General features: G+C 34.2%; 22 protein-coding genes. 5 read left to right on the forward strand and 17 right to left on the reverse strand.

The window, feature by feature from the left end:
- Positions 1-10: 10 nt before the first annotated feature.
- The 14 genes from ACSVH9_RS02505 to ACSVH9_RS02570 all read right to left on the reverse strand — a co-directional run bounded on the left by ACSVH9_RS02505 (position 11) and on the right by ACSVH9_RS02570 (position 9927).
- Entirely contained in the window at positions 11-391 is a 381-nt protein-coding gene (locus ACSVH9_RS02505) for a hypothetical protein (RefSeq protein ID WP_438062333.1), read from the reverse strand.
- Between the two features lie 417 nt (positions 392-808).
- Complete coding sequence (locus ACSVH9_RS02510) at positions 809-1471, reverse strand: 3'-5' exonuclease (protein WP_438062334.1); 663 nt, start codon at positions 1469-1471, stop codon at positions 809-811.
- Positions 1471-3390, reverse strand: a complete 1920-nt coding sequence (locus ACSVH9_RS02515) for a DUF294 nucleotidyltransferase-like domain-containing protein (protein ID WP_438062335.1) — start codon at positions 3388-3390, stop codon at positions 1471-1473. The genes ACSVH9_RS02510 and ACSVH9_RS02515 overlap by 1 nt, the downstream gene beginning before the upstream one ends.
- A gap of 99 nt (positions 3391-3489) precedes the next feature.
- Positions 3490-4257: a TerC family protein gene (locus tag ACSVH9_RS02520; RefSeq protein ID WP_438062336.1), complete on the reverse strand. Its 768-nt coding sequence runs from the start codon at positions 4255-4257 to the stop codon at positions 3490-3492.
- Positions 4258-4292: 35 nt separating this feature from the next.
- Positions 4293-4661 carry a DNA topoisomerase IV gene (locus ACSVH9_RS02525; RefSeq protein WP_315173122.1) on the reverse strand — a complete coding sequence of 123 codons (369 nt, stop codon included), beginning with the start codon at positions 4659-4661 and terminating at the stop codon, positions 4293-4295.
- A gap of 35 nt (positions 4662-4696) precedes the next feature.
- Positions 4697-5278 carry a DUF1572 domain-containing protein gene (locus ACSVH9_RS02530; RefSeq protein WP_438062337.1) on the reverse strand — a complete coding sequence of 194 codons (582 nt, stop codon included), beginning with the start codon at positions 5276-5278 and terminating at the stop codon, positions 4697-4699.
- Positions 5279-5280: 2 nt separating this feature from the next.
- The gene (locus ACSVH9_RS02535) at positions 5281-5853 is read right to left on the reverse strand and encodes a pentapeptide repeat-containing protein (RefSeq protein ID WP_438062338.1); all 573 of its coding nucleotides are present in this window, start codon (positions 5851-5853) and stop codon (positions 5281-5283) included.
- Between the two features lie 149 nt (positions 5854-6002).
- A complete protein-coding gene (locus tag ACSVH9_RS02540) occupies positions 6003-6155 on the reverse strand; it encodes a type II toxin-antitoxin system RelE/ParE family toxin (RefSeq protein ID WP_438062339.1) in 153 nt (50 codons plus the stop codon).
- A complete protein-coding gene (locus ACSVH9_RS02545) occupies positions 6140-6370 on the reverse strand; it encodes a hypothetical protein (protein WP_315173133.1) in 231 nt (76 codons plus the stop codon). Before ACSVH9_RS02545 ends, ACSVH9_RS02540 begins: the two co-directional genes overlap by 16 nt.
- A gap of 86 nt (positions 6371-6456) precedes the next feature.
- On the reverse strand, positions 6457-6678 hold the full coding sequence (locus ACSVH9_RS02550; RefSeq protein WP_315142069.1) for a DUF6095 family protein: 222 nt from the start codon (positions 6676-6678) through the stop codon (positions 6457-6459).
- 34 nt (positions 6679-6712) lie between these two features.
- On the reverse strand, positions 6713-7531 hold the full coding sequence (gene murQ / locus ACSVH9_RS02555) for an N-acetylmuramic acid 6-phosphate etherase (protein ID WP_438062340.1): 819 nt from the start codon (positions 7529-7531) through the stop codon (positions 6713-6715).
- A 274-nt stretch (positions 7532-7805) separates the two neighbouring features.
- Positions 7806-8213 carry a hypothetical protein gene (locus ACSVH9_RS02560; protein ID WP_315173140.1) on the reverse strand — a complete coding sequence of 136 codons (408 nt, stop codon included), beginning with the start codon at positions 8211-8213 and terminating at the stop codon, positions 7806-7808.
- 230 nt (positions 8214-8443) lie between these two features.
- The gene (locus tag ACSVH9_RS02565) at positions 8444-9112 is read right to left on the reverse strand and encodes a ZIP family metal transporter (RefSeq protein WP_438062341.1); all 669 of its coding nucleotides are present in this window, start codon (positions 9110-9112) and stop codon (positions 8444-8446) included.
- A gap of 50 nt (positions 9113-9162) precedes the next feature.
- Positions 9163-9927, reverse strand: a complete 765-nt coding sequence (locus tag ACSVH9_RS02570) for a class I SAM-dependent DNA methyltransferase (RefSeq protein WP_438062342.1) — start codon at positions 9925-9927, stop codon at positions 9163-9165.
- A gap of 111 nt (positions 9928-10038) precedes the next feature.
- Here ACSVH9_RS02570 and ACSVH9_RS02575 point away from each other — a divergent pair, with 111 nt between their 5' ends.
- Complete coding sequence (locus ACSVH9_RS02575) at positions 10039-11205, forward strand: THUMP domain-containing class I SAM-dependent RNA methyltransferase (RefSeq protein WP_438062343.1); 1167 nt, start codon at positions 10039-10041, stop codon at positions 11203-11205.
- 22 nt (positions 11206-11227) lie between these two features.
- Positions 11228-11464: a hypothetical protein gene (locus ACSVH9_RS02580; protein WP_315173152.1), complete on the forward strand. Its 237-nt coding sequence runs from the start codon at positions 11228-11230 to the stop codon at positions 11462-11464.
- A gap of 309 nt (positions 11465-11773) precedes the next feature.
- Here ACSVH9_RS02580 and ACSVH9_RS02585 read toward each other — a convergent pair whose 3' ends face one another.
- The 3 genes from ACSVH9_RS02585 to rlmD all read right to left on the reverse strand — a co-directional run bounded on the left by ACSVH9_RS02585 (position 11774) and on the right by rlmD (position 15047).
- Positions 11774-12607 carry a DUF6048 family protein gene (locus ACSVH9_RS02585; protein WP_438062344.1) on the reverse strand — a complete coding sequence of 278 codons (834 nt, stop codon included), beginning with the start codon at positions 12605-12607 and terminating at the stop codon, positions 11774-11776.
- Entirely contained in the window at positions 12579-13118 is a 540-nt protein-coding gene (locus tag ACSVH9_RS02590) for a DUF6452 family protein (protein WP_438062345.1), read from the reverse strand. Before ACSVH9_RS02590 ends, ACSVH9_RS02585 begins: the two co-directional genes overlap by 29 nt.
- 516 nt (positions 13119-13634) lie before the next feature.
- Positions 13635-15047 (reverse strand): 23S rRNA (uracil(1939)-C(5))-methyltransferase RlmD, encoded by a 1413-nt coding sequence (rlmD, locus tag ACSVH9_RS02595; RefSeq protein ID WP_438062346.1) that lies wholly within the window; start codon positions 15045-15047, stop codon positions 13635-13637.
- Positions 15048-15471: 424 nt separating this feature from the next.
- Between rlmD and ACSVH9_RS02600 the strand changes: the two genes are divergently transcribed.
- The 3 genes from ACSVH9_RS02600 (at position 15472) to ACSVH9_RS02610 (ending at position 20259) form a co-directional block, all read left to right on the forward strand.
- Complete coding sequence (locus ACSVH9_RS02600; RefSeq protein ID WP_438062347.1) at positions 15472-18360, forward strand: SIR2 family protein; 2889 nt, start codon at positions 15472-15474, stop codon at positions 18358-18360.
- Between the two features lie 480 nt (positions 18361-18840).
- Positions 18841-19356 carry a hypothetical protein gene (locus tag ACSVH9_RS02605; protein ID WP_438062348.1) on the forward strand — a complete coding sequence of 172 codons (516 nt, stop codon included), beginning with the start codon at positions 18841-18843 and terminating at the stop codon, positions 19354-19356.
- 288 nt (positions 19357-19644) lie between these two features.
- Positions 19645-20259 (forward strand): VOC family protein, encoded by a 615-nt coding sequence (locus tag ACSVH9_RS02610; protein WP_438062349.1) that lies wholly within the window; start codon positions 19645-19647, stop codon positions 20257-20259.
- Positions 20260-20272 lie beyond the last annotated feature (13 nt).

The raw sequence follows: 20272 nt of genomic DNA on the forward strand, positions 1-20272 counted from the left end.
GTTGTTTGATTTACTTCACTTCTTTAGACAAGCGAATGTTAAGTGCTTTGATTTGTTGTGCGGCAATTTTAGCAATTTCTGTGGCTCCTTTTACAGATAAATGGGTGTTGTCATCGATTCCCTTTGGGATATAACTATTTTCTCCCGGGGCAAAGTGCAGATGCAGTTCTTTTGATTTTTCTACTCCGTAGGATTCTTCCAAAAGTTCTGTGTAGTATTGCATATCGATAAAAGGCACTTTGTACTCTTGAGCAACTAATCTCATTTCTTGTGTGTAATCGCCATGAGAGTCAATCAGAACGCCTTGTTCATTGAAGGTTCTTCGGGTTATCGAAGAGAATAGGATAGGAGTGGCTCCTTTTTTTCTGGTTTCTTCTACAAAACGAATCAAATTTTCCAGCGACAGCTTACTAGTTTAGCGTTACTCATGTTTTATTGGATAAAGAATTATAACAATCAATGTAATCTATTGTACAGATGTAGTTTATATTTTATAAATACAATTTTTTGCTTAATTTTTTTGATGCAATAAAACTTTTGTCTAATTTTTATATGATATGTAATAAAACGTGTCTTGCGAAGGTAAATGATGCGTTTTTGTAATTAGCTTTTTGATTTCGATGCATACTTTTTAAAAAGTAAAATAATCAAACTAACTATTGGACGATGAAAACAGGGGAGAAAGTTAGCTACCATTTAGATATGTAACTGTTACAAGAATAAAAAGTAACCAGCGTACTTAGTTTTTGTTACACTAAGAGAATTGCGTAGAAAGGGTAAATGAAGTTTCAACTTTAAGTCCCTTCAATTATTTTAAATAATCATTCAAGTTAAAATCTTTGTTGTGTTTTAATTTATGGATGATTTTAAGGAAAGCAATAGCGGTAATATACGCATCGCCCATTGCTGTATGCCTGTCTTTTTTTGAAATATCAAATTTATCAGCCAATTCATCAAGGCTGTAGTTGTCCTTTTTCTCTAATAAGTTTGATTTTAGCAGGGTTTCTTTATACAATGTGGCTGTATCTAAGCTTTTATTTTTTAGTCGGGGAAGCCCATTTCTTTCTAGCGCTTTGTTGATCATTCCAATGTCAAAATAGGCATGATGGGCTACAATAATGGCATCACCAAGATATTCCAAGAATTGTTGTAAGGCTTCTAATTCAGTGGGACGGTCCAAAATCCATTGTTTTAATATTCCGTGAATTTTAGCACTATTTTGATCGTAATGATCTTGTTCTATGAATACTTCAAAGCTATCTTTCAACGAGATCGTATTGTTTTGTAACGAAACGGCGCCAATACATAAAATGCAATCTTTTAAATAATCAAATCCTGTAGTTTCAGTATCAAGAACTACAATTCGTGTGGCTTCAATTGCAGATATAGTCCATTTTTTTTCGGCTGGAGTACTTGTACTGAAACGCTTTGATTTAATAAAAGGCACTATTTTTTTAAGAAAATCTTTCATTATAATATGTTTGAGGCATTAAATCGAACGGTAATCAGTTCTTGCAAATCTTTAATGGTTTTAAACGTATTTTTGAGTTTTATTTTTTCGAGTTTGGTTAGGGAATCCAGAGCAATATATTGCCCAGAATCATTATGCAATAGGCCTTGTTTGGTTCTAAATTTCAGTAAGGCTTTATAGGAATAAGCACAAGACAAATACAGTTCTCGATTGTTAGGTTCTAACTCAGCTAATTTTTCAAAGCGTTCTGCGGTATTGCTGATTGATTTTACAGAATGGTATAAAATTAATAGTCGTGCGGCATCGGCAAGTGGCATTAAGGCTCTGTTTTTGATGTTGAAGGTATCTTTGTTCGCTCCGTCTTGTTCTACTAAAAATTGTCTGAAAAAACCTGTAGGTGAGGGACTTTGCAAAGCACCACTAACTAAGTGCAGATAAAATACTGGATTGGCTTTTATCGTTTCAAAAATATAGTCAGATAATTCATTTACAATTTTACTATCACCATAAGTCAACGAATAATCAAAGAAGATAAAGGATAATAAGACTTCATTTTTGCCTGTATTGGTTATCCAATGCATTACTTTCTTTTTCCATTCGGATAAACTCAAACACCAATTTGGATTAGAAGCCATCATTTCTGCGGGACAATAATCGTATCCAATTTCAAACAATCCTTTATTGACATGAGTTGCCAATTCTAAGAAATATTTTTTAGTTTCTGAGGCTTTCTCTTCAGGGACATCTTCATAGACCAAAGCATTGTCTTGATCCGTATGCAACAATTGCTCACTTCTGCCTTGACTTCCCAATGCCAGCCAAGAAAAAGCAACTGGAGGTGGAGTTCTCATTTTTTTTAGCGAAAGTTTGATGACTTGTTGTATGCATACGTCATTCAATTCGGTAATGATTTTTGTAGTAAGCGTCATAGGGATATTTTGGTCAATATATCCTTGTAACAAACGCATTATGTTTTGCCTAATTGGCTTTATTTCTTTGCTTTTTTTACATCTTTTGATGGCTTTGATGAGTACGGCTGGATTGTTGCCAATGGCTACCATTACATCGTGTTTGGAGAGAATGCCAACTGCTTTGGTATTAGGAGTTCCGTCTTTAGTCAAACACAAATAGCTAATGTTGCTTTTTATCATAGCCATTTGGGCTTGCGTGATTGTCATTTTTTTGGGATACGTAATCACAGGACTATTCATTATTGAGGCCGCTTGAGCAGTAATAGGAAAGGCGCCTGTTACGATTTTATTTCTTAAATCTTTATCGGTTACAATGCCAATAGGGAGTTCGTTTTCAACCACTAAAATAGCTCCCACATTTTTTTTGGTCATCATCTCGGCAATGCTATTGGCTGGTGTTGAGGGTGTACATGTAATGATTTTTTTGGAATATTTGACAGGTTGAAAATCCAAAAGCTTTTGGCTACTGCCCAAAATTTCTTCATTGACTACTTCGCCATAAAGCTTGCCGCGATGGCTTTCAGAATAAGGATTCTCGGTATTTGAGGCAAAACTTTCTATCAAAAAATTGGCTACATCTTTGTTCTTTAAAGCATAAGGCTTGAACAAGTCACTCGGAATAGCATAGAGGATGCTTTCTTCGTGAGCACGAGCTTCCATTTTATAATTTTCGCGAGTAATAAGTGGTCTTAAACCAATGAGGTCACCCTCATCTGAAATATTGATAATTTCGTTTTTGCTTCCTTTTTTCAAGGCAACAGCGCCTTTATGGATGACATAAAATGAATCGTGTGCAGCTTCATTTTCTTCAAAAACAATGCTGTCTTTTTCTTTATAAATAATTGAAACTTCTTCAGATAGGGTGTTGATTTCTCTTAAGTTTAAAAAACTGAAAGGGGGATAATTTTTTAAAAAATCGGCGACTCTTTGTGAAATGGTATTTTTCATTATAACTGTTTTACTGCTATTTTTCTTGTTTTGTAATGTACTAAAAAGAAGTATTTCGGCATAAAAAAAGCCTCCAGTTTTGGAAGCTTATTTTTAGAATTATTTCTTTTTGGTTTTCATATTCAATATTTCGACGAACAGAGAAAATGAAATGGCAAAGTACAAATAGCCTTTAGGTACTGGCGTGACGTGACTTCCGAAGATTAATGCATTCGATAAATGAGCACTTTCTGTCAATAGCATAAAGCCAATCAAAATCAAAAAGGATAAACCTAAGATTTGAATAGAAGGATGTTTGTTCACAAAATTACCTACCGGAACAGCAAATTGCATCATAATGAAAACGGATACAATTACAGCAGTTATCATGATGTAAATCGCTCCAGAAACGCCATTGGTCATTCCAACTGCAGTAAGAATACTGTCGAAAGAAAAAACCAAATCAATCATAATGATTTGCAGAATGACACTTTGGAAAGATTTGGTTGCTGCTTTGCCGAGTTCTTTTTCTTCATGTCCCCTTTCATCTACTTTTTCACGGATTTCGTTGGTGCTTTTATAAATAAGAAACAATCCTCCTAAAAGCAAAATGATGCTTTGTCCAGTAATGCCCGCTTGTAACCATCCCCAGTCGATGGTAAGCCAAGGTTTTTTCATCTGAATCAACAAATTGATTCCGAATAGCAAGGCGATTCGCATGAACATGGCCAAAAACATTCCTATTTTGGTAGCTTTTTTACGTTTTTCTTCAGGTAACTTTCCTGTGGCAATAGAAATAAAAATAATGTTGTCTATCCCTAAAACAATTTCTAGAAAAGTTAGGGTCAATAAGGCAATCCATGCATCAGGATTCAGAAATACTTCCATTTTTGGCTAATTTAAGTTTGTGATTTGAGTTTAGTTTAAATTTTTGTAACTGTACCAGTTTGTTTTACATCTGAACCTACCATTCCGAATTCGAAGGTATAGGAATTAGCTGTCGTGGTTAGGATTTTCATTTGTATGGCTTTTTCTTCCGCCATATTTTTTGGGTGTTTTTTTTGGATTACATACTCGCAATCGTTGACCCAACGAATGGTGGCTGTATCGGTTTTTCCTTCAAAAGTCTCAATTTCGATACTGTCCTTGCGTTCAAAAACGGTTGTTTTTTTGACGCCATTGACTTCATATTCAAATTTGAATTTTCCGGTTTTAAAATCGGAGCATTTTCGTTCTACATTATAGCAGGAAATCATGCTTAAAATAGCCAATACGCTTATTATTTTTTTCATATAGTGATATGTGCTTACAGTTGTGTTTTACAGTTTTATTGGTTTTTCAATCGATTTGTTTCTTCATCGGTAAAATGTTGTCTCTTTTTTTCTTGAGCAAATTTTGCTGAATTGTAACTTTGAGATTTGTTTTTGGGGATGGATAAACTTTCCCAGTCTCCATTTTTCAATTGTTTGGCTGAGAAGACAATTTGCCCAATGTGATAAGGATAATGAGCTAATTGTCTGTTTATGGCTTCCATAACAGTATGACCTTCATTTCTAATGTAAATGATGGTATTCAGTTGCTCTGGTTGAAGACTCTCAAGTGCGTTTAAAAAACAATTCCAGCCTTTATCCCAATGCGCCATTACTTCGTCTTTAGTATTCCAATTATTTTCAAATTCGGCATCTCTATTTCTGAAATCCTTTTCACCATCGGTAGTTAAAAAATCAGTCCAACGCGAAAGCATATTTCCTGACAAATGTTTTACAATCAAGGCAATACTATTGGTGTCGTCGTTTAAAGCTAGAAACAATTGTTCTTCAGCTAATTGATTAATAGCTTTTTCTCCCAACAATTTGTAATACAAAAATTGCTTTTTTACACTTTCAAGATAGATTGCATTTTGCTCCATAACTACTCTATTTTAATATCGTATTTGTCCAAAAGGCCTACGATTCCTTGTGTAGTAAATTTGGCTTTTTTCATCGGATTGAATTCGGGGTCGATACTGTAATTGTATGCAGTTCTAAAATCGGTTCCTGCCAATTGGGTATCATTAAAAATCGCACGGTCAAGATTGCAATTATCAAACACACTATTGTTCAGTTGTGTCCCAATGAAAGTTACTTCTTTGAGCGAACATCCTGAAAATTGGGTTTTCGGCATTTTTTTATTAGCAAAAGACGCGTAATCCAATACGCTATCTTGGAAACCCACATCAAATAAAAAATCGTCACATCCTTGAAATTGAATGCCCAAGAGTTTACAGTTTTTGAAACGAACGGTTTTTAAACTACTGCCTGCAAGTTGTACCATAGATAAATTACAGTCTATAAACTCGCAATCCATAAAGGTGTTGTTGCATAAATCACTATTGGAGAAATCACAGTTTTTAAATACACAATCTTCAAACTCGCGATGGTTTATTTTTTTATCAACAGCAATGATTTTTTCGAAGGTTTTTTGAACGTTAATTAGGTTTTCCATGGTAATTTTTTAGATTTTCTAGCAGTATGTCTTATCCGAAGAATTTGAATGGTTGAGTCGGATATTCTATATGAAATGCTGTAATCATAAATGTAATATACTCTAAAGGTTCCGTCGTTGTTAACTTTGTTGCTGTCGAGTTTGTAAATTTAGGGTTGAGTTTTTAAAATTTCAGTACTGTCAAAAATGGTTGTAATTACTTTATCTGCAATATGAATCGATTTACTTTCAAAGAAAATGTAAAAATGGATATCCTCTAATTGTTCTAAAGCATTTTTTGACCAAATTATTTCCTTCCCCATTTTTTTGCAAGATTTTTTGCGTCTTCTTGAGTGTAGTATGCACCATCATTGATGCTTTTTAAAGCGGCATCGATATCTGCATTGTATTCAGCAGCAGTAGCTTCTTTGGAAGTGTTGATTGTTTCTAAAAGACGTTTTATTTTTTCAATAAAATTAGGGTCTTTTACCTTATCGATTTCTTGATGAATCCAGTTTATGTCAGCACGAATATCCATATGATACAATTTTTGTAAATATACAATTTATCTTTATTATTCAGTATTTTGAGAAAGCCCCTTTTTTAAATAAGGCTCTAACTTCTTCAATCATTGAATAAAGCTTTCATAATCCATCTAAGGCCTGTAAAGATTAAGTACATCGATGCCAAACAAGCTATAATTCCTATGCCGAGCACCAAATAATGCCAATTCGTATGTTGGTTCATAAAGGCGTTATAAATGATAGACGGGCCAAGGAAGAGTAGAGGCAAAGCTCCCGATAAATATTTGATTCCTTTGGATAAAAAGTCTTTGTTGGTTGCCATTTAAAGTGAGAAGTGAGAGGTTAGAAGTAAGAATTTAATTTTGAGGGTTGAAGTTGTCTACCGCTTTTCGAACACTTCCGTATTTGGCTAATAATTCAGATGCTTTTTCGTAAGAAACAGGAATTTCCCCCATAATCATCTTCACGCCACGGTCTACTAATTTGGCGTTACTTAATTGCATATCGACCATTTTGTTGCCTTTTACTTTGCCTAGCTGAATCATAGTAGCCGTCGAAATCATATTGAGGACTAATTTTTGAGCGGTACCTGCTTTCATTCTCGAACTTCCTGTTACAAATTCTGGACCTACAATTACTTCGATTGGGAACTTTGCAGTTTGTGACAACGGACTTCCTGCATTACAAGAAATACTTCCAGTACTGATTTGTTTCTCGTTGCAGGCTTTTAAACCGCCAATTACATATGGAGTTGTGCCAGAAGCAGCAATACCTATGACCACATCGTTTTCATTGATGTTGAATTGTTGTAAATCTATCCAAGCTTGTTCCGCGTCATCTTCGGCATTTTCTACAGCTCTTCGGATGGCTTTGTCTCCACCAGCGATGATGCCAACAACTAAATCAAAAGGAACTCCAAAAGTAGGTGGACATTCCGATGCGTCGACCACACCTAATCGTCCAGAAGTTCCAGCTCCAATATAAAAAAGGCGTCCTCCTAGTTTCATTTTGGTTACAATTTCGTTTACTAAGGTTTCGATTTGAGGTAACGCTTTTGCAACTGCTAAAGGAACTGTTTGGTCTTCTTGATTGATATTGTGTAGCAATTCCTGAACCGACATTTTTTCTAAATGTTCGTAATTTGAGGATTGTTCGGTGGTTTTAGTGAAGGTCATAATGAATTTTTAGCCTAAATTTTAAAGCACCAAAGTTAATTAAAATTTAGGAGTCATTATGATTAATTCAATAGTTTGTAGAGGGAAGGCTATACTTTTTAAAATGACAGTTGACAAGCAGTATATCGATGTCTAGTATAGAATATAGTAGTATGTGTGAAATAAATTATTGGCAAAAACAATAAGGTTTTTATCATTTTAACAAGTACAAAAAGGGTTGAAAAACTATTCAAATTTGAAATAAAAACAAAAACTAATGTTGAAGTATTAGTTATTAATTAGTTTTTAGCATCTTGATAATAGCTGAATCCTTTTCTACTGATTCGGTTAATGTTTTGTGTAAGCGCTCCGCCATATTTTCTATGCTATCTGAAATTGAGCCACAAATTAAATCCATTCTCTTTTGCTTTTCTTCTTTTATTGCTAATACTAATTTATCAATTAGAAAATCATCGTATTTTTCAGCGATTGAGTCATGGGTGTTGGTAATTCTGATAACATTTTCGTTACTGAAAATAGTGACTCTGATATGATTATCTTCATTACTCAAATAATATTTTCTGCCCAATTCATCACAATGAATATCAGTGCTGTTTCTTTTCAATAATTCTGATATTATACCAAAAATATGGCTTTCAGTTTTTGAAAATTCTCTAGAATTTTTATGAAACAAACTAAACATAATAAAAAGTATTTTGAATTAATTACAGTTACATTTGATTCTTAAGAAATAATAGAATTCAATTGAGATTATTCAAATTGGTTTCTAAATTATTCTCAAATAAATTTAAATACTAGATAACATCAAAATAAATCAGTTTAAATGCTAAAAGTTCAGATGAAATGCGATTAAAATCAATTTATGTTTTTATTTAGTGATATGTTATTATGTTAGTTGGTTTTATACATAAGTTACAATAGTACTGCTAATAGAATTCCCAATATAATCATCGATACTTTGGCCACGTTGAATTTGTGTCCTTCGCTACTTTCGAAAATGATGGTAGAGGAGATATGAAACAAAATCCCGATAACGATGGCAGTGATTTCGGTGGTGTATTCTTGTAATTCGGGAATATAATTGGAGGCTAATGTGCCCAGAGGGGTCATCATAGCAAAAGTAATCATGAACGCAAAAATGGCTTTTTTGTTGAGTTTCGCTTGAACGAAAAAGGTAGTCAAAATGATGGCAATTGGCAGGTGGTGAATAGCAATTCCGATGGCTAAATCATGGTGGTGTCCAACAGGAAATCCTTCTAATAATGCATGAATACAAAGACTTATGAATAACAACCAAGGAATATGTGTTATGGTTTGATGCCCGTGAACATGTCCGTGTTCTGCACCTTTAGAGAAGAATTCTAATATGATTTGAAACAAAATCCCTAACATAATATAAAGACCAATACTATTGTTTTTTGTTTCGTAGACCTCAGGTAATAAATCGATTACTGTGATGGATAGCAAAAATGAACCGCTAAAAGCCAACAGTAATTTTAAATTGGATTTCTTTTTGGGCTGGATTACTAATGCCAAGATATACCCTAGTATTACAGCAATTAAAGGCAAGAGGTAATTCATTATTTTTTATTTAGTTGGTTTTTAGATGTTTGAAGTTTTGAAAGTTTGACTTATTTAAAAATCATAATCAAACGTTCACTATCGGTTTTGTGGAATTTTTTAAGCTTGTAATCGCCAAAAATATCCAACAAATATATGCCTGCTTCATCCATTAGCTCTTGGAAATCTTTTAAACTAAAAGCTCTTACTTTTTCGGTGAAATGGTAGTGCTGTCCTTGGTCTTCAAAGCTGATTTCTTTGTAAATATGTCCTTCTTTTACATATCGTTTGATGTGAAACTCGATTTGGTCTACCGTTTTAACTTCTTCAGGAACTAGCGTTTCAATCACCTGATTCACATTCATAAAATCAATTACGGCAAAACCTGTTTCGGATAGGCTTTCTTTGATAGCAATTAAAGTTTTTAGATTATCGGCTTCGTCTTCAAAATAGCCAAAACTGGTGAATAAATTAAAAATAGCGTCAAATTTTTCTTCAAAAGGTTCACGCATATCGTGCACTTTGAAGGACAAATGGGTGTTGCTATTTTTACTCGCCTCAGCAATACTGTTTTCGGACAAATCGGCCCCCAAAACGGTGTATCCTAATTGACTCAAATAAATGGCGTGACGCCCTTTCCCACATGCTAAATCTAAGACTTTTGCTTTATCAGGTAAGTTGAGATACTGGGTCAAATTATCCATAAAAATTTGCGCCTCACGGTAGTTGCGCTCTTTGTAAAGGATATGATAGTAAGGAGTGTCAAACCAAGAGGTAAACCAATTTTTGGTGGAAGGCTCTTGATGGTTTATAGTGGGTTTGTGGTCTTCAGACATTTATTCGTTTTCATTTAATTTAAGTCCGGCAAATTTAGTGTATTTTTGCAGAAAATATACTATTTCAAACCGTTTGGAGTTTGGAATTTAATACTTGGAATATAGCATACGATGGAGAATTTTAAAATGATAGCCAAAACCTTTTTTGGTTTTGAAGAAATATTGGCCAAAGAGTTACGCCAATTGGGCGCGCAAGAGGTCGAGCAGGGAGTGAGAATGGTAAGTTTTAAGGGCGATAAAGGATTTATGTACAAGGCCAATTTGTCTTTGCGTACCGCATTAAAGGTGTTAAAACCTATTTATTCTTTTAGAGCAACCAATGAAGCAGCTTTGTATAAAGGTATTGCAAGTGTCAATTGGTCAAAATACCTTAATGCCAATCAAACGTTTGTGATTGATGCAACGGTGCATTCAGATCATTTTAACCACTCGGAGTTTGTGTCTCAAAAATGTAAAGACGCCATTGTAGATCAGTTTAGAGAACGCACAGGGCAACGTCCAAGCATTGACAAAGCTTTTCCTGATTTACGAATCAACATTCATATTGGCAAAGACCAAGTTTCGGTTGCTTTGGATACTTCTGGGAATTCGTTGCACCAACGTGGTTATAGAACTGCTACGAATATTGCTCCTATCAATGAAGTTTTGGCTGCGGGAATTTTATTATTATCAGGTTGGGAAGGACAAGGGCACTTTTTGGATCCGATGTGTGGTTCAGGAACATTTTTGGCCGAAGCCGCAATGATTGCTTGTAATATTCCAGCCAATATCAACCGAAAAGAATTTGCTTTTGAAAAATGGAAGGATTGGGATAATGATTTGTTCGACCAAATTATGGACAGTTTGCTGAAAAAAGTAAAAGAGTTTCATTACACGATAACAGGCTATGACAAGGCGCCAAGTGCGGTTCAAAAAGCCAAAGACAATATCAAGAATGCCAATTTAGACGAATATGTAAAGGTTGTTGAAGAAAACTTTTTTGATACAGAGAAAACCACCGAAGGCAAATTGCATATGGTTTTCAATCCGCCGTATGACGAGCGATTGGATATTCATATGGAAGAATTTTATAAAAACATTGGCGATACTTTGAAGAAAAATTATCCTGGTACCAATGCTTGGTTTATTACCGCGAACTTAGATGCTTTGAAATTTGTCGGTTTAAAACCTTCTCGAAAAATCAAATTGTTTAATGCTAGTTTAGAAGCACGTTTGGTGAAATACGAAATGTATGAAGGAAGTAAAAGAACCAAGTTTCAAACCGAAAATAAAGAGTAAATTTTAATTTAATTTTTTCAATATGACGAAATTACAAGTACGAGCATTTCTATACCAATTGGGCTGTTTTGCTATTTTGTTTGTTGGTTTTCGCTATTTAGTGGGAACCTATACAGGTTTGACAGGGTTTTGGATTCCGTTAACCGCATTTGCTTTGGGTACAATATTGGCACCTAAATTTCAAGCAGCCAAAACCAAAGACGGCGAAAAACTATTTATGTCTTGGATTTTTCTTAAAGGAGTCCGAATCATTGGGTAATATTTTCAGTTATGAGTTTTCAGTTATGAGTTTTCAGTTATGAGTTTTCAGTTATGAGTTTTCGGTTATCGGTTTTTAGTTATGAGTTATAGGTTTAGTATTGGTCAAAAAAAGCGCGTTTTTACGATTAGTAAAAACGCGCTTTTTTTTGCCTTTTGCCTTTTGCCTTTTGCCTTTTGCCTTTTGCCTTTTGCCTTTTGCCTTTTGCCTTTTGCCTTCTGCTTTCTGTCTTCTACTTTCTGTCTTCTACTTTCTGTCTTCTACTTTCTGTCTTCTACTTTCTGTCTTCTACTTTCTGCTTTCTGCCTTCTATTTCTTCGGCTTTTTCTCTTCTTTTTTTGCTTTTTCAGCAGGAAGTACTTTTTTCTTGTATAGCGGAACAAAGTACGAAACGGTGTAATTGAAGCCTACGCCAAAATCACCATTATACGTTCGGTTAAAACCTGGAATGTACAAATTATCAAATCCACTTGGAGTTTTGTTGGTAATTAAGCGGTTCAATCGCAAACTGAAACCTACAAAAACGTTGTTGAATACTTTGGCTTTTACACCAGCCACAACTTCTATCCAAGTAGCTGTTAAACCACTGTAATTTTTTCCTGCAACCACAACAGGAACTTCTCCCCAATACGGATTAGGATTGTAGATTTTGTAGCTGTTCAATTCTTGGCTAAAGCTTGAAAAACCAGCGCGCATCCCAACCGAGATGATGTTTTCCATATCCAACCAGTTTTCGTAAGCGTTATAATCAAATCCCGCTTTTAGGTATGAACCTTTTGCGGTTGAAGTCAAACGGTCGTCTTCGGTGGTTTTGTTTTCAGTACCCAATTCGGCAGCCAAAAAATATTTTTTTGTTATTCTGTAATCTCCTACCAACTCAATTCCTTTATAGTTATTGTCGTACAAACCTCTGGTCAGTTTGTACAAATCAGCACCTACTCTTAGACCATAGCGATTGAATTTTGGAGGAACAACAGTGTCCTTTTTTGTGGTAGGCAATTTTTCTATTTCTTGCTTTGGTTTTGCAGGAAGGATATTGGTTGCTTTAGGAGGAGTTGTAGTTGTAGTCGTTTCTTGTGCTTGAACGGTAAACAAAGAAAAGAGCAAGCAGCCACTAAAAAAAGATAGAAAGGTGTGTTTCATTTTCGTTGTTTATGTTAGTTTTTTGCAATTGAACTTCTTTCATCCACTTGGTGTCAGAAGCAGGCCCATCCGAATGAACAAATGGAGGGTTAGCATTCATTTCGAACAAGGTTTTGAAGCCACAAGCTCTAGACACATAGACTTCGCTGGTGGTGTAATTGAATTGGATTACATCCGTATTGACCAAAGCAGCATTGGTACTACCAGAATTTAGTATAAAACTAAAAGTAGTTGTAGCGGCATTGGTTTTCAGTGGAATCGAAATTTTTGAAGTATTTGCCAAGAATTTTGATTCTCCAGAGGCCGTAGCATTAAAAATTACTCCATCGGTCATTCCTTCTCCAATTACTTTCAAATTCGTTACGCTTTTTTCAACCGTTGGATTGTTGATATCGAAGAATTTAATCACCATTCTAGGTGTAGTAGGCGTATTGGCATCGCAAATATCATCTTTCTCACAACTCGAAAAAGAGAAACAAAACACCAACAGTAAAAGCGTTATTTTTTTCATTTAAAACTATTTATTTATACGGATAAGTTTTTTAAAATTAAATTGTTTTTTTTACCACATAGAGACATAGAATTTATAGTTTTTAAAAGAAGTAATAGGCGTTTTACTATTCACATAGTATTCTATGTGTGAAATAGGGCTATTTCTATTTATTCTTGATTCATAAGCATTAATCTATGATTCTATGTGGTTAATTTTTTTATTTTATTAGAATTTCATAACCAACGGATATTTATTATGATTTAAAATCAGTGTCAATTTTATATGCCCTTCAATGCCTTCTATGGTTAAAAAAAACCAACCGCAAAGACCGCAAAGATTTACGCAAAGCACACCAAGAAAAACTCTTAAATACCCTTCAATGCCTTCTATGGTTAAAAAATCCAACCGCAAAGACCGCAAAGATTTACGCAAAGCACACCAAGAAAAACTCTTAAATGCCCTTCAATCCCTCATATGGTTTCAAAAACACACAAACCATTAAAAAAAAACTTCAATGACTTATATATTTAAAAATTAACGACGTTCCAACAACACCACATTCTCCACGTGATGCGTTTGCGGAAACATATCCACAGGTCGAACGCGCGTCACTTTGTACTTCTCATCCATCAAAGCCAAATCACGAGCTTGTGTTGCCGAATTACAACTCACATACACCACTTTTTGAGGCTCAATTTTCAAGATTTGATCAATAACCGCCGCGTGCATTCCGTCTCTTGGTGGATCGGTGATGATTACGTCGGGTTTGCCGTGTTGCGCGATAAAAGCTTCGTTGAACACCACTTTCATATCTCCTACAAAGAACTCACAATTCGTGATATTATTTCGTTCGGCGTTGGCTTTGGCGTCTTTAATCGCTTCGGGTACGCTTTCAACACCAATCACTTTTTTGGCTTTTTTCGATACAAACTGAGCGATAGTTCCCGTTCCTGTGTACAAATCATACACTGTTTCGTTGCCAGTCAATCCAGCGAAATCTCTTGTGATTTTGTATAGCTCGTAGGCTTGATCCGAGTTGGTTTGGTAAAACGACTTAGCGTTGATACTAAATTTCAAGCCTTCCATTTCTTCTAGGATGTAATCACGTCCTTTGTACAACTGAATGTTCGTATCGTATAACGTATCGTTTGCTTTATTGTTAATCACGTATTGCAAAGAAGTAATCTGCGGAAATTTGGCATACAAATGATCCAACAACAATTCTCTATTAGCTTGATCGTCTTCAAAAAACTGAATCAACACCATGATTTCGCCAGTCGAAGCCGTGCGCAACATAAGCGTACGCAACAAACCTTCGTGTGCTCTTGGGTTAAAGAATGTCAAACCGTTTGCATTGGCAAATTCACGCACCTCGTTGCGAATGGCGTTCGAAGGGTCTTCTTGCAAATGACATTTATTGATATCTAGGATTTTGTCCCACATTTTCGGAATATGAAAACCCAAGGCATTTTTATTGTCCAATTCCTCGCTGCTTCCTATTTCGGCTTCGGTTAGCCAACGGCTGTTCGAAAACGAAAACTCCATTTTGTTGCGGTAGAAAAACTGTTTTTCGGAACCCAAAATCGGTTCGAATTCAGGTAATTCAATTTTACCAATACGTTGTAGGTGGTTTTTCACCTCGTTGTGTTTAAAAAACAATTGCTGGCTGTACTTCATATTTTGCCATTTGCAACCGCCACACACCCCAAAATGCTCACAAATTGGGTCGACGCGGTGTTCCGAGAACTCGTGAAACTTCACCGCTTTGCCTTCGTAATAGGCTTTTCTTTTCTTGAACGTTTGCACATCTACCACGTCGCCAGGCACGACATTCGAGATGAACACTACTTTACCGTCGGGCGCTTTAGCCACCGACACGCCTTTTGCTCCAGCATCAAGGACTTTTATCTGATGAAAGACAACTTTGTCTGTATTTTTCTTTGCCATAGCGCAAAAATAAGGCTTTGAAACGTTTTACAAATTCAATTTCACAATTTTTTTTGAAAACCACTGTATTTGTTGAGAAGTACTACTTGGGCGTGCCCCCCGAAACCCGTTTTCCTTGAACCCACATTATCTCGGAAATCGGGGGTCGGGCAGTCCGCTATATCTCTTGGGGCGAACCCCGCCCCAAGAGGATGCCGCTCCCGTCCCTCACGCTTTTAAGACGACAGTTGTCAGTAGTCACACGGCAGATACAACAGCCAAAACACGAAAGGAACTTTCAGAATTTTTTTATGTTTTTAGGAGGAAAAAGAATATATTTGGGAAAATAAATGCGAAAATATATTTCGCTTTGATATACAATTATAGATATGTCTGCTAAGTTTTATTAGTATGTACAGAATATTTTTTAAATATATAATCATAAATGAAGACTATTAATCAAGATTTAATTGATAAAATTAATCAGAATGAAATTGTAATTTTTGTTGGTGCCGGTTTGTCAATAAATGCTGGACTACCGAATTGGAACGGCTTAATTGAGAATATTCTTGATGGAATTTCGTCTAAAGAGCCAAAAAGCGAAAAACTAAAGAATGCATTAGTAGATGAAATACTTTCGCCTATTGAGGTTTTAAATAGGATTAGCACTTTTCGTGAAGATGCAATTGGTATTCTTGAAAAGAGTATTCGCTCCTTCGATAATTGTTTACCATTAGTAACACATAGTCAAATAGGACAACTTTCAAACTATATCATAACTACGAATTATGATAACTTAATTGAAAAAGCTCTAACAAGTTTTGAGGTAATTTCTTATTCAAACAATTATAAAGTAGCTCATCTCTCAAATTATGAAAAGTATATTTTCAAAATCCATGGAGATATTCACGAACCAGATAAATGTGTATTGTTTCCTGAGGAGTATAATGAACTTTATTCTGAAGGTGAAAAATCTTCAACATTTGAACTTAAAAAAATTGTTTCTGACAAGTCAATCCTATTTATTGGATTTGGAATGAATGATCCTTATATTTCTTATGTTTTCGACTTTATTGATAAACTATATTCAGGTTTTAATCCAGATCATTACATAATTACAACAGACAAGTCGAGACAATGGCCAAAAAAGATAAATCCAATTTATTTGGATAGTTATGCAAACCTAGAAACATTTTTAAAAAAACTTATTGAGGAAAAAAAGAACGCAGTCCAAAATCAGGTTGATATAAAAAAAGAAATTGAATCTAAATCGGAAACTAGTATTTTAAAAATTTCTTCCACTAATGATTATGATTCACCTCCAACTAATAAATTTTGGGTTGGTAGAGAAAAGGAAATTAAAGGTATAGATACAGAATTGTTTAAGATTATTTTTATTACAGGTATTGGTGGTCAAGGGAAATCAGCACTTGCAGCTCATTACATAAGGAATAATTTCGACACAAAAACATATGAATTCGCTGATTGGAGAGATTTTAAAGAAGAAGCAAATCGTTTTCAAACAAAAATTATTTCGATTATAAAACGCTTAGATTCAAATTGTCAAATGAATTTTGAAGCTCTAAGTAATAAAGATTTAGTTGATACTTTTTTTCATATTTTAAGTGATAGAAAAATAATATTTGTTTTTGATAATATTGATAATTACATTGATTTAGAATCTTTTGTTCCCAGTGGAAGTTTTGGATATTTTTATGAACAAATTGTTAGCAGGAATCATAAGTCAAAATTTATTTTTACCTGTAGACCATTTATAAGAGAGGCTACAATTGATTTTTACCAAATTAAGTTAACAGGATTATCAGAAAGTGAATGTGTAAGTCTTTTTAAGTTTTATGATATTGGTGTTGGTAAAGATAGCTTAGAGAATTTGGCTCAAAGAGCTCACAAACTTACTAAAGGTCATCCTCTCTGGTTAAATCTAATTGCTGGTCAAGCAGTCAGAGGAATAAATACTGTAAATGAATTTATGACTGACATTGAAGGAAAAACCACTTTTAAAGAAGATAATTTTTCATCAATTTTGTCAGAAAAAATTCTTACGGCTGTATGGCAAACATTAAACGACAAGCAAAAAAATGTTATTCGAGGCATAGCTGAAACCGTTCGTCCTGAATCAGAAGAAAATTTGAAAATGATTTTAGGTAGTCAAATTAATCCTAATCAATTTTATAAATCAATTCGTACTCTTAAAAATTTGCACCTTATTGAAACTTTAAAAGATGGGGAGATTGAACTTCACCCATTAGTTAAGGAATTTGTTTTGACAAAATATCCTAAAACAGAAAGAGCAAAATTTATAACATTGTTTGTAAAATTCTATGATCAATTTATTTATATTCTGAAACCTCGGTTAAATTCAAAATTATCTCTTCAAGAATTTCAAAATTGGACATTAAAAATAGAGCTTCAAATTAACCAAGGTGATCTTAAACCAGCACTTGTAGCACTAGAAGAGGTTTGCCACTCAATCTTAAGTGCTGGCTATTCTGAAGAATATATGAGAGTATCACAAAGGTTATTTGCTTCATTAAATTGGGATTCTGCTGTCTCTAATGAATATCCATATTTCCATTCCCAGCTTACTAATCTCACAACGACATTAACTCAAATGGGGAATTTCAATGAAACTGAAATTTTGTTAGAAAAATATAGGAAGCTTATTCCAGGTAAAAGTGTTCATTATTTGGCTTATTGTAGCGAAAAAACTTATTTTTATTGGTATCAAGGAAAGTTTATTGACGCCATTCAGATTGGGGAAGAAGGTGTCTCTTTATTAGAAGAATCCAGTTTGGCAGATAATTATAATTTAAGGCATAATCTTGCTTTATCATACAGAGATTCAAAAATATCTGAAAATGTACATAAAGCTTTGAATTATTTTTCAAATGGAGGAAATTTAGAGTCATTACTTGTGGAGAAGTTGAGTAAAGATTATGGAGGAGCATATTATGGAAATTTAGGAAAATGTTTAGAATATCTTGGCGAAAAAGAAAAAGCTCTTATCTATTACTACTACTCTCTTAAATTATTGATGAATGAGGACAATATAAATACAATTATAAATATGGGATATGCATGTCTTTGGATTGCTAATATTCTTTCTGAAAAACTTGACAAAGAAAATGCATTATATTTTTTAAAATTAGGAAAAATTTGTTGGGATAAAACTTCATCTCCAAGAAGTGTTGATATTTTGAACGATTGGGATTCAATGCTGTTATTAGAACATGTTAAAACTAAAATAGATGCACTTTCCGATTGGAAAATTAAAGATTATTGTTCAAATCATATTGCTAATAAAATTATGTAAAATTACTTTTAATAATATCCCCCGCTAGCGCGAGCGTCCCGCTCGTGCCCGTAACCAATTAAAACAGCATATTTTCTTTATATGTAGAAAGTAAAAGTTTAGAGAAATAGGAGGTATTTCTTCATAAGAACCAGTTAGAACAAATAAAATAAATACAATTATGTTTGAAAAATTATACGAAAACAATACAGAAAAGGAATTAAAGTTTCTACAAAAACTATACACTGCACTTTTAATTGTGGTAGTCAGCTTACTAGTAGTTTTTAATGGTATTAGTTATTTTCTATGGGGTAATTTCCATTTAATTCCATCAATTATATTTATCATAGTACTATTCTGGAGTGCTTTGAATGTTGATTATTTGAAAAAGAAAGTATAAAATTTATTCTAACATTTTAAAATTGGATTTTTGGAAATAGATTTAGATTGTGGGCACGAGCGTGACGCTCGCGCTAGTTGGGGAACGTTGTAAGCAATTATATGAAATACAAGACATATTCACTGAATCCGGATGAAGAAAAAAAACAATTTATTGTTTTGTGCATCATATGTTTTTTCTTAATCTCTGTGACTAAATTTTCACTAATAATTTCATTGGCAAGTATAGTATTCGTTGCTATAATGTATGTTCTTTCCAAAAGAGATTTAAATAGAAAATATTTTGAAATAAATTTTAAAGAAGAACAAGCAGAAATTAATTACATTAAGCGGAATGAGAATATAGTAATTTGTTATTCAGACATTATTCAAATCAGATATATAAGGTATAAGAATAAAAGTTATAATAGATTAACATACAACCATAATGCTAAATCAAAGAAAGTTTCATATTTATCCGTAGCAGAAGGAGACGAATATATAAATTTTCTGAGATGGATTAGAGAAAAAAATAGCAAAACAGAATTTGATGCTTATCCACCAGATGAAAATATGGAATATAGAATTCAAGAAAATTTTGGTTTTAAATACAGAAAGTTTTTAAAAGAGACATTATAAAAACCGATAGCGCGGATTTGAAATCCGTGCCCCCGATAGGGCGAGCTTCATCCCAGCTAGTGCGAGCGTACCCGATAGCGCGGATTTACAATCCGTGCCCACCAGATAGCGCGGATTTGCAATCCGTGCCCATTTCAATAAGCAACTTGAGCAAGTTTAGCATTAAACATAAAAGAAATTTCCTTTTTTTAAATAGATTTTTTTAATTTATATTGTTTTAAGTACTGTGCGGAAACAGATTGTAAATCCGTTAGATATGGTTTTAATATCAACCTAAAAAATACTCCTATGAAAAAGTATACACTTATCTTTTTGAACCTAGTGCTATTGGCGAGTATTGTAGGATGTGGTAATTCTGAACAAAAATCTTCCAAGAACAGTGCAAAAGAAGCAACTGCCAAGCAATCTTTGACCCAAAAGCCAACTCCAATTACCCAAAAAGTAACACCTTGTCTTTGGGTTGATAAAGACGCAAAAGCGGTGGTGAAATATTACCTTTCTATTTTCAAAGACGGTAAACTAAAAGAATACCATCGTTACAAAAATCCACCACTAGAAAACGGACAAGCAGGTCAAGACTACTTCGAAACCGCAGTTATGGAAATTGGGGATATAGAGTTTAGTATTTTGGCTGCAGGACCCTACTTCAAGTTTAACGAATCCATTTCCTTTGTTATTAATTGCAAAGACCAAGCAGAAGTGGATTACTATTGGGAGGCTTTGACCGCCAATGGAGGAGAAGAAGGCGCTTGCGGATGGTGTAAAGACAAGTATGGACTTTCGTGGCAAGTGGTTCCCGTGGAGTATTTTGATCTCATTAATAGCCCTGACCCTAAAGTTAGAGAAAAAGCAATGAAGAATACTTTTAAACAAAAGAAGTTGATACTATCAGAGCTTAAATAAACGGCTTACTACT

The sequence above is a fragment of the Flavobacterium sp. RSSB_23 genome, assembly GCF_051547145.1.
In the GTDB taxonomy this organism is placed as follows: domain Bacteria; phylum Bacteroidota; class Bacteroidia; order Flavobacteriales; family Flavobacteriaceae; genus Flavobacterium.

Coding starts and splice junctions, on each gene's coding strand:
- ACSVH9_RS02525 (WP_315173122.1), bottom strand. CDS start 4,661: ATGAAAAAAATAATAAGCGTATTGGCTATTTTAAGCATGATTTCCTGC.
- ACSVH9_RS02565 (WP_438062341.1), bottom strand. CDS start 9,112: ATGAATTACCTCTTGCCTTTAATTGCTGTAATACTAGGGTATATCTTG.
- ACSVH9_RS02590 (WP_438062345.1), bottom strand. CDS start 13,118: ATGAAAAAAATAACGCTTTTACTGTTGGTGTTTTGTTTCTCTTTTTCG.
- ACSVH9_RS02610 (WP_438062349.1), top strand. CDS start 19,645: ATGAAAAAGTATACACTTATCTTTTTGAACCTAGTGCTATTGGCGAGT.
- ACSVH9_RS02580 (WP_315173152.1), top strand. CDS start 11,228: ATGACGAAATTACAAGTACGAGCATTTCTATACCAATTGGGCTGTTTT.
- ACSVH9_RS02530 (WP_438062337.1), bottom strand. CDS start 5,278: ATGGAGCAAAATGCAATCTATCTTGAAAGTGTAAAAAAGCAATTTTTG.
- ACSVH9_RS02510 (WP_438062334.1), bottom strand. CDS start 1,471: ATGAAAGATTTTCTTAAAAAAATAGTGCCTTTTATTAAATCAAAGCGT.
- ACSVH9_RS02585 (WP_438062344.1), bottom strand. CDS start 12,607: ATGAAACACACCTTTCTATCTTTTTTTAGTGGCTGCTTGCTCTTTTCT.
- murQ (WP_438062340.1), bottom strand. CDS start 7,531: ATGACCTTCACTAAAACCACCGAACAATCCTCAAATTACGAACATTTA.
- ACSVH9_RS02535 (WP_438062338.1), bottom strand. CDS start 5,853: ATGGAAAACCTAATTAACGTTCAAAAAACCTTCGAAAAAATCATTGCT.
- ACSVH9_RS02515 (WP_438062335.1), bottom strand. CDS start 3,390: ATGAAAAATACCATTTCACAAAGAGTCGCCGATTTTTTAAAAAATTAT.
- ACSVH9_RS02575 (WP_438062343.1), top strand. CDS start 10,039: ATGGAGAATTTTAAAATGATAGCCAAAACCTTTTTTGGTTTTGAAGAA.
- ACSVH9_RS02540 (WP_438062339.1), bottom strand. CDS start 6,155: ATGGGGAAGGAAATAATTTGGTCAAAAAATGCTTTAGAACAATTAGAG.
- ACSVH9_RS02600 (WP_438062347.1), top strand. CDS start 15,472: ATGAAGACTATTAATCAAGATTTAATTGATAAAATTAATCAGAATGAA.
- ACSVH9_RS02545 (WP_315173133.1), bottom strand. CDS start 6,370: ATGGATATTCGTGCTGACATAAACTGGATTCATCAAGAAATCGATAAG.
- ACSVH9_RS02570 (WP_438062342.1), bottom strand. CDS start 9,927: ATGTCTGAAGACCACAAACCCACTATAAACCATCAAGAGCCTTCCACC.
- ACSVH9_RS02520 (WP_438062336.1), bottom strand. CDS start 4,257: ATGGAAGTATTTCTGAATCCTGATGCATGGATTGCCTTATTGACCCTA.
- ACSVH9_RS02550 (WP_315142069.1), bottom strand. CDS start 6,678: ATGGCAACCAACAAAGACTTTTTATCCAAAGGAATCAAATATTTATCG.
- ACSVH9_RS02560 (WP_315173140.1), bottom strand. CDS start 8,213: ATGTTTAGTTTGTTTCATAAAAATTCTAGAGAATTTTCAAAAACTGAA.
- rlmD (WP_438062346.1), bottom strand. CDS start 15,047: ATGGCAAAGAAAAATACAGACAAAGTTGTCTTTCATCAGATAAAAGTC.
- ACSVH9_RS02605 (WP_438062348.1), top strand. CDS start 18,841: ATGAAATACAAGACATATTCACTGAATCCGGATGAAGAAAAAAAACAA.